Below are 3,202 nucleotides of genomic sequence, written 5' to 3' on the forward strand. Positions count from 1 at the left end.
CCGGCTTTCTCGATCGTCACCACCTCGTGGCTGGGCATGCGTTCAATCCTAAGAGCGGCTAACAAAACCCCTGAATTCTGTTGATTCGGCGGCAACATTGTCGGCATGACACGTCGCAACGAGATCCCTATTGCGCTGTGGAAGCGCATCGAGCCACTGATTCCGCAGGTCAAGCCTTCCCCCAAAGGTGGACGACCTCGTGTCAGTGATCAGCAGGCCCTCAACGGCATCGTCTATGTGCTGCGCACGGGCATTGCGTGGGAAGACCTGCCTTTGGAACTTGGCTATGGCAGCGGCATGTGTTACAGGATGGGGCCATGATCCTGAGCGAAGACTAGGCAAGCTGGCCTGCTGGGGGGCAGCGCCGTAGCCTCCAACATAATGCGCGACTGGGTTATCTTGAGGGTCACTAAGGAACCTCTGAACAACTCCCTAGGCCGCAAGCAAACTTGGGATCTTGGGTTGATCGTGGCGACTTCCAATGCTTGAAATCAAGCACTTGCGCACAACGGAAATTGCCTCGGCGGTCCAGCGCAAGCTCGCGAAAAAGTTGTTCAGAGCTTCCCTAAGGCCCCACTCCTGCAGCGTCCATGCCGATCATTGAAGAGTTTCCAAAAGACGATGCCTACCGGCTCGGCAAATGGATGGACAAGTTCACGCTCCCGCACCTGACCACGCGCTCGACCTCGGTTATCGTGCAGCTACAGCGACTGCCGTTTCAGCGCCATAGCGACCTAAATCGGCTTACGCGCGAGAGCGCTTCAGCCCTGCTTGCTCTGGACCGAACCGACGCGGGTCAAGCGCAGTACACCTCCGTGGCCGTGCACGCGGGCCTGCTGCCGCATCTGGCCATCGGCCGCGTGTATCAGGGCCAACGCCTTGTCGGCGAACTGCCCACCCGCCAGGCGACCCTCACCCTGGCCGATGCTGAGCTGTCCTGCCATGAGATCAGGATCGGGGAAGAGCTTCCGGCGCCTGCGGGGTGGACTTATCCCTACAAGCAGTTGCTCTCGCGGGAGTTTGGCGGGATCCAGACCGAATTTGGTGCTTCACGTTGCCTGGTGTTTGTCGATGCGAGCGGCATCGAATACGTCATTCCAAGAGCCCTGATCTTTCAAAGGTTCTACGCCATCCAGCGCGAGCTGGCTAACGCCTTCACCAGCGGCCCCTGGGCACAGACCAGGCACAGGATTGTCTACGAGGGCCAGCTGAAGTCTGGATTGGAGACCCGGATCGATACAGCCACCGGAGCGTGGCACGTCATCCTGCAGACGCACGTGGACAATGACTTTGCCCGCCTGGCGGCGCTGCTCTACTTCGACGACTACGCGGCGGCCCGGGCCGAGTCGATCTACACCGGGATGCTTTCCGATCGGCGCGCGAACGTGCACGCGCCCTGGTTCGCCAGCGCGCAAATCCCGTTCCGGGCAGAGGCCAAGCCGCTGCGGCTGCAGGTCAAGGGTTTCATCCTGCCTCCGCGCTTGGGCCGCAGGGAAGGCGGTGGTAAGCCGGTCGTGCACAAGCAGTCGTTTCTGGTGACCTCGATCCTGGGCAGCAGCTGGCCGAGCTAGACGCCACCGATCAAGGCAGGGCGCTTGAACAGCGGCGACAAGGGTAAAGAGCAACTGCCCGCGCAGGGCGACAGGCCCTACGCAAACCACCTGCGCGCCAGGCCCGCAGGCAGCGAATTGGTCACTACCAGCGCGACCGACGCCTCGGCTGCACAGGGCGATGCCGTCACCCTGGAAGACACCTGTCAGCAGGGATTTGTGTAAAAAAACAGCCAGAAGTGAGCTAACTCGCTGTCAATACAGACCCTCCCCTAGAGTTGGATGAACAATGAAAAAAATCGCACCTAGCAGGTGGCAATCTGCCGATCCTTCTGCTCACGTAGTTTCCGACTCGGTTCCTGACGATCCATCGAATCGTGCGAGTCCGTCGGCACAACCCGCATGGGAAGGCCTGCCAAGCCGGCGTGCCGCCGGATGTTTGAAAAAAGCAGCTGCCAAGCTGCAGGCAGCGACACGCGGCCACCAAGTGCGCCAGCAGGTCCAGATCGCTAGCCAAGGCCATGGCGTTGTCTCCACGACGATCCGCGCTCCCCGTAATCCGCTGTCGTTATCTGTCGCACCGGGAACGTTCGTGTCGGATATCCAGCAGCATCTGCAAACAGCCGCGACTTTCACACGGGTGTCGGTGTCGAATGGAACGCTTGGCATCCATGGGACGCACGATTACGAAGTAGCGCGTGCCCCCCAAGAACTGGCCCAAAGCGCCGCCCCAGGTGCTGCCGTCATAAACGGCAGCTACTTCGCCCACAAGACCGGCCTGCAGACAGAATGCGGCGAGACCATCGAAAGTCTCGGTTGTCCGGTAGGGCAAGTCGCCGGCCGGCGAGATTTCATCCCGGTTCCAGGCCCTTGGTTGCCCGACTATGCCACGATCACGGCAAATGATGAAACGATATTAAGCGGTGCACCTCTATTGGCGCTCGACGGAAAGCGTCGGCCGATCGAGGACGCAGACAGGTTTCACTATCGCATCGACGGCAAGGACAATCCGCTCAATCGCCTCGCAGGCGCGCTGACGCATTCCAGTGATGCCAATGAGCGCTCTGCTGTCAGCCTGGTGCCTACGCAGTTGCCCGCAGCCATTAAAGTGATCCTGCACACGTTGACAACGGGCGGAAACCGGAAGGCTCGCGCCACCATGGCACAATGGCAAACCATCACTGAGCTCGCGGCACAAAGTGTGGCCGACGCATTGCTGCCGGGGCATGGAGGTGCTGGCGCGTCGACATTGAATCTCGACGGCGGCGGCTCCGTCTTTCTTGGCGTTCGGCAAATCAGTGGCGTCAAGATATTAGCGCGCGGCGGTTTGCCGGACCAACCCACGCGGCCCGTTGCTAACGTTATGGCGTCCGAAGCTGGTGTCGCTAGTCACGTGCTTAGCATACGACCATACCGCCCATAGCTTCGGGTCTTCTAGAGGGTCGGCAGGGCGTCGTAATCCCTGCCGACCCTCAAGACCGCCGCTACATGGGGCGGCGGCGTTCCGTCTATTACCCACACGGTGACCGACCTGATACGCGCAGTGATACGCCCAGGGTTCCGTAGACACTCAAGACCCTCGTTGCGCGTAGCGCCGTTCAACTCTACAGGGGACAGGTCCTCCGTTGAACCATCGACGTCCCCCCGTCCTG

The 3,202-nt window shown here is 60.6% G+C and carries 1 protein-coding gene and 2 pseudogenes; all 3 read left to right on the plus strand.

Annotated elements, in window-relative coordinates:
• Positions 1-105: 105 nt before the first annotated feature.
• Positions 106-309 (plus strand): annotated as a pseudogene (locus XAXN_RS16690) (transposase); the annotation flags it as partial.
• Positions 310-590: 281 nt separating this feature from the next.
• Positions 591-1,754, plus strand: a pseudogene (locus XAXN_RS16695) (hypothetical protein); the annotation flags it as partial.
• A gap of 85 nt (positions 1,755-1,839) precedes the next feature.
• Positions 1,840-2,973 (plus strand): hypothetical protein, encoded by a 1,134-nt coding sequence (locus XAXN_RS16700; protein ID WP_134980136.1) that lies wholly within the window; start codon positions 1,840-1,842, stop codon positions 2,971-2,973.
• Positions 2,974-3,202: the final 229 nt, after the last annotated feature.

The organism is Xanthomonas axonopodis (genome assembly GCF_001304695.1).
Taxonomy (GTDB): Bacteria; Pseudomonadota; Gammaproteobacteria; order Xanthomonadales; family Xanthomonadaceae; genus Xanthomonas; species Xanthomonas axonopodis.

Coding starts and splice junctions, on each gene's coding strand:
- XAXN_RS16700 (WP_134980136.1), top strand. CDS start 1,840: ATGAAAAAAATCGCACCTAGCAGGTGGCAATCTGCCGATCCTTCTGCT.